Here is a 370-nt window from a genome sequence, read left to right as displayed (position 1 = left end):
TACGACTACCGCTACAGTGGTAAGTTTAGGCTTTACAGGAACAGCTTCAGCAGGAGATTACGCAGCAAGCACTACTACCATCACCATCCCTGCAGGCCAGCTGACCGGCACGATCACTATTGATCCGGCCGATGATACCCTATACGAAGGAAACGAAACAGTAATCATCGATATCACTAATGTTACAGGCGGTAATGGCGCTACAGAAAACGGTGTTCAGCAGGCAACGGTAACGATCACCGATGATGAGACCACCCCAACGGTAACACTTAGCGGAACAGCCTCAATCGCAGAGAACGCAGCAGGAACCGCTACAATCACCGCTACACTGAGCACGGCTACGACTACCGCTACAGTGGTAAGTTTAGGC

The 370-nt window shown here is 51.1% G+C and carries 1 protein-coding gene; it reads left to right on the top strand.

Translation table 11 applies throughout. The features are described from left to right. A partial coding sequence (locus tag FLACHUCJ7_RS00060; RefSeq protein WP_219634027.1) for a hypothetical protein occupies positions 1 to 370 on the top strand: 370 nt, incomplete at both ends.

Source organism: Flavobacterium salmonis, assembly GCF_903819435.1.
Lineage (GTDB): Bacteria > Bacteroidota > Bacteroidia > Flavobacteriales > Flavobacteriaceae > Flavobacterium > Flavobacterium chungangense.
This window is presented reverse-complemented; position numbering and strand designations above follow the sequence as displayed.